This is a genomic window from Winogradskyella sp. UBA3174, from assembly GCF_002364335.1.
Lineage (GTDB): Bacteria > Bacteroidota > Bacteroidia > Flavobacteriales > Flavobacteriaceae > Winogradskyella.
The window spans coordinates 987-6,105 of record NZ_DEXW01000030.1 but is presented as its reverse complement, the minus strand read 5'-3'; the positions used below and the strand labels follow the sequence as shown (position 1 = coordinate 6,105).

Annotated in this window: 6 protein-coding genes and 1 pseudogene; all 7 read left to right on the top strand. The window is 32.0% G+C overall.

Annotated features, from left to right (window positions below):
* Positions 1-456 (top strand): DUF2867 domain-containing protein (locus B2U95_RS04075; RefSeq protein WP_296313130.1); only part of this gene is annotated, 456 nt, incomplete at its 5' end.
* A 96-nt stretch (positions 457-552) separates the two neighbouring features.
* Positions 553-1,191 (top strand): hypothetical protein, encoded by a 639-nt coding sequence (locus B2U95_RS04070; protein WP_296313129.1) that lies wholly within the window; start codon positions 553-555, stop codon positions 1,189-1,191.
* Positions 1,192-1,440: 249 nt separating this feature from the next.
* Complete coding sequence (locus B2U95_RS04065; protein WP_296313128.1) at positions 1,441-1,866, top strand: helix-turn-helix domain-containing protein; 426 nt, start codon at positions 1,441-1,443, stop codon at positions 1,864-1,866.
* A 12-nt stretch (positions 1,867-1,878) separates the two neighbouring features.
* A pseudogene (locus B2U95_RS04060) lies at positions 1,879-2,622 on the top strand (integrase core domain-containing protein); the annotation flags it as partial.
* A gap of 63 nt (positions 2,623-2,685) precedes the next feature.
* Positions 2,686-3,417, top strand: a complete 732-nt coding sequence (locus B2U95_RS04055) for a hypothetical protein (protein ID WP_296313124.1) — start codon at positions 2,686-2,688, stop codon at positions 3,415-3,417.
* Between the two features lie 172 nt (positions 3,418-3,589).
* Positions 3,590-4,171 (top strand): Crp/Fnr family transcriptional regulator, encoded by a 582-nt coding sequence (locus tag B2U95_RS04050; RefSeq protein WP_296313121.1) that lies wholly within the window; start codon positions 3,590-3,592, stop codon positions 4,169-4,171.
* A 77-nt stretch (positions 4,172-4,248) separates the two neighbouring features.
* On the top strand, positions 4,249-5,119 hold an 871-nt coding region (locus B2U95_RS04045), incomplete at its 3' end, for an SMP-30/gluconolactonase/LRE family protein (protein WP_296313118.1).

Sequence of the window (5,119 nt, the reverse complement as noted above, 5' to 3'; positions counted from 1 at the left end):
GATAATCAAAAAGGTTTACTGCTAAAAATTGATTTTTCCGATACTTTTTCTACAACTAATCATATAAACAATATAGAAGAAATTACGAACTTGGTTTTTAACACAACACCTGGGTGGGTTAATTCATTGTTCACAATACGAAATAAAGTTGCAGGCATATTTGGATTAAAAACAGAAGTTCCAAATGATTACAATGAGCATTTCAAAATTGGCGGATATGTGAAATTCTTTAAAATATTCTCAATTTCAGATAATGAAGTAGTTTTAGGGGCAGATGATTCTCATTTGAACTTTCGTGCATTAGTTAAGAATGACAAATCTGATTCTTTTAACATTAAAGTAATCACTCTGGTGGAGTACAATAACTATAAAGGGAAAATATATATGGGAATAATAAAGCCGTTTCATAGACAAATTGTTAAAAGAATGGTTAAGAATGCCTATAAAGAAAAATAACGAACACACAACAATGTATATGAAATCATAGCCGCCTATCGGCAGGCTACGCTTCATATACTAGCCGTGGTGCATATATACAAAAATGAATGGAAAATGAATTATATACTTAAAATATCTTTCGCGCTAATACTGATTTTATCAACAATCGGATGTGGAAAGGTTGAAAAAAAAGAAAAAGAGTCAATTGAAAAAGAAACAGTCATAGTTCAAATGGAATTTGGAAAATGGAAAACAGAAAATGACAGTCTCGGTGTTGAACTAAAAACTAAACAGTTCAACAAATGGGTTGATTTAGTCGAACGAGCTGGAAAGATTGTTTGTAATGACAGTTTACCAAAAATAACTTTAATAACAGGCGATGAAATTAAAACCATCTATTTTCAAAATCCTTGCTGGGAAGAGGATTCTTATAAAATAATCAAACAAAAAAATGTATTTGAAATTCATAATGACACGATTTTTAAAAATAGAGAAAGTATCTTCCCGATAGACAGTTTAGAAAGTGTTTTAAGAAAGGATATTGAAAATAATGGAGTAAATCCAATATTGAGTGAAAATTCAGAAAAACTAATGTTTTTTATTTCTTACGACAAAAAAAATGGATTTAAAAAACTGCCTATCATTTTAAACAAATTGACTGAAAAATATTACGTAATAACAAATAAAACGGATATTAAAATATGGCTAACCGATAAAGAATATTTTAAACCACCACCACGACCTAAAAAATAAATCGAAATTAAATAAAAAATACGCACCACAACATTGGCTATAAGTAATTGCTTGTTCTCGTATACTTCTGAAAACCCTCAAGGATTTTCAGTTTGTGTGTACTTGCTAAATTCATCACTAAACCACGCAACTGCTCATAGCCGAGACCGTTAGCTTTAATTAGGTACGTTAAAGGCACATCGTTTACAAAGTTAAAGGGACATCGTTTACACTTTTTAAAGACTAATTTACTGAGTAAAATCAGAAATTATGCCTTGGAAAGAAACGACAACTATGGAACAAAAAGTAGAATTCATCTGTGAATGGAGAACTCAAAAGTATTCGATTACAGAATTATGCAAGGCATTTAAAATTTCTCGACCCACTGCATACAAACTCATTTCTAGGTTTGAAAAAGACGGAATTGAAGGCTTAAAAGAGCATTCGAAAGCACCTCAAATGCATCCCAATAGTACTAAGGAAGACGTCGTGAAAAATATTCTAAAACTCAAAGAAAAACACAAACACTGGGGAGCAAAAAAAATAAGAAAATTGTTGTTTAACGTTTGTATTGAAGACGATATCCCAAGTGTGGTTACCGTTCACAATATATTATCTAAAAACGGTTTAGTTATACCTCAAAAACGCTGTAAAAGAGTCAAGCCTCTCTTCCCTATTTTTGACCCTCAACACTGAAATGAGGTATGGAGTGCTGATTACAAAGGAAAGTTCTTAATGGGTAATAAAATCTATTGTCACCCACTCACAATTGCGGACTCAAAAAGTAGATTTATATTCTCTGCAAAAGGACATTATAAAGAAACTCTAAAGAACGCTAAAGCAGAGTTTACAAAAGTGTTTAGAACATATGGTATACCAAAACAAATACACACAGATAACGGAAGCCCATTTGGATCTGTAAGGGTAATTCAGAGATTTACCCAACTATCTTATTGGTTTATTGAACTCGGAATTATGCCTGTTTTTTCCGACCCAGGACACCCAGAACAAAATGGAAGACATGAACGAATGCATCGTGATTTAAAGGCGGATTGTGCGAAGCCGTCAGCTTATGATTTAAAAGCGCAACAAAGGCGTTTAAATCACTTTGTAAAAGAATATAACCATGTACGAACACATGAAACTTTAGACATGGAAACACCTGCTTCTATTCATCAGTTTTCTACACGTCCTTTTCATGAAAGAATTAAACTATTTGATTATAATTCCAAATTTAAAATAATGAAAGTGACACAAAATGGTGCGGTGAGATGGAAATCAAAACATTGGTTCTATTTAACCATTGCTCTTAAAGGAAAATATGTGGGTGTTGAGGAATTAGGAAATGGCATTTGGAGCGTATATTATTATAATGTATTTTTAGGTTACTTTCATGTTATGAACATCAGAAAGAAGCAAACATCAATAAGGCTTAGTCAAAATTTAGTGTAAAGGGTGATCTTTAACTTGTGTAAACTATGTCCCTTAACGCACATTATGACCAACCATTGAACAGTGATAAAATTCTTTAGAAAAATTCGTCAAAAAATGCTGACTGAAAACAAATTCAGTAAATATTTGCTTTATGCAATTGGAGAAATACTGCTAGTAATGATTGGTATTTTATTAGCCTTACAAGTAAACAATTGGAATGAAAATAGAAAACTACGAATAAATGAAATATCCGCATTAAAAGAAGTTAGAAGAAACGTTGACCAAAATATTATTCTGCTGAAGAGTTTTAGTGAAAATGATTCCATACTTCTTAATGCTGGTGAAAAATTGATTAATATATTTAAGGACGAGAATTCAATCTATAATGATTCAATAAATACAATGTTCGGTCTTTTAGGAGCGTATGACCCTTACTACGTAATAGATGGTGCTTATGAAAATTTGAAACAAAAAGGTTTAAATTTAATTCAGAACGATGATTTAAAGTTGGTCTTAATAGAAATATTCGAACAATCGCTGCCAAGCTTGGAGCAAGCCGGAAATGCTTTTGAATTTGAAGTAGGCAAACGTAAAAATGATATGGCTTTATCCTATTTTGAAACAGGTAGAACACTCTTTTCCATGCGTCCCAATAATTTTAATAAACTTAAGAATAACCAAGAATTCTTCAATTTTTTAACATGGGCTGTGGCAGCCAAAAGGTTAACAATAAGTCATCGAAAAAATAGATTTGACGAGACAAATAAAGCAAAATATCTATTAGAGAAATATTTAGAAGAAATTGATAAATAACGAAAGCACAACAACGTGTATAATTCATTGCTAGTGCAATGATTACTTGGAAAATCCTACGGATTTTCCTCTGGCTCGTTTTCTTTTGCTAAATTAGTTACCTAAACACGCAACAAAAGTCATGCACGAACACATTGTGCGTCATACTCCAAATTAAAGAATCCCATCATTTATGAACGAACTAAAACATTATTTCAATGCTATTTCAAAACTCAATGAATCAACATGGGATAGAATAGTTCCTTATTTTAAGGAAGAGAGACTACAAAAAAACGAATACTTTGCAAAAGAGAATAAAACTGCTCATCAAATTGCTTTTCTTAAAACAGGGGTTGTAAGAGCCTATTTCATAAATAAGGAAGGTAAAGATTACAATAAACAATTTTTTGTTGGACAAAGTATTATCGGTGCGTATTCCTCATTGCTGACAGGAAAGACAAACTTAATTGCGCAACAGGCTTTGACGGACTGTGTTATTTATACTTGCAATTATGCAGCCTTGACAACACTTTATAACGAGTGTCCAGATTTAGAAAGGTTTGCAAGAAAAATAGCAGAATATTATTTTTTAGAAAAAGAGAAAAAAGAAATTGAAATAGTTTTACTTGATGCATCTCAAAGATATGTTCTTTTCAAAAAAGAATTCCCAACACTCGAACAGTTGATTACTCAATTTCATATTGCTTCCTATTTAGGTATATCTGCCACACAATTGAGTAGAATCAGAAAACAGTTCGCTTCTAAAAAGTCATAATTCATTTCTTTACATAGGTAAAGAGTTCTCCCTTTTTCTCGTCGTTACTTTACACTATAACAATTAAAAACAACGTAATGAAAAAAGTAAAAATGATTATTGTAGCATCAACTATAGCTATGTTAATGCTTAAGTCTTGTGCGCTTAAACCTCTGGCATATCAGCCTAAAACAACACCAGCCTTTGAAGGCACAACACAACTCAATGATAAGTTATTAAGTAGTGAAAAAATTCAATTAGAGGGTTGGTTAGGACCCGAAGATATCTTGTTTGATCGTATGGGTAATCTTTATACAGGTGTCCATAATGCAGATTTTAGTGATGGTAGAATTTTAAAAATAGATCCATCAGGAAATGTTGAAGAATTTTATAATTCAGGTTCCTGGGTTGCAGGATTGCATTTCGATAAAGAACAAAACCTAATCGCTTTAAGTCACAAACAAGGTTTAATAAGTATAAACCCATTGAAGGAGGTCCAAGTTTTGGGGACAAAAGATGAAAATATGAAGCCGTTCCTCATTCCAAATGGACTTGATATCGCTGATAATGGCATGATCTATTTCAGCAATACTTCTGAAATCTCATCATACACCATAAAATACGGTAGAAAAATTATTATGGAAATGAAACCTCTAGGTGGTTTATATAGCTATAATCCAGAAACCGAGGAAGTGAAAACACTTATTGACGGTACCTATTTTGGTAATGGTGTTGTCATTTCTAAAGACCAAGACTATCTACTAATGGTTGAAACAACCAAATACAGAGTTATTAAATATTGGTTATCAGGAACAAAAGCAGGGCAAACTGAAATATTCATTGATAATCTTCAAGGTTTTCCTAATGGGATTTCAATTCGGGAAGACGGTAGTTATTGGTTAGGGTTTTCTACAAAGAGAAATGAGGCCTTAGATAACATACATTCTAAAAAAGGAATGAAAAAACTTG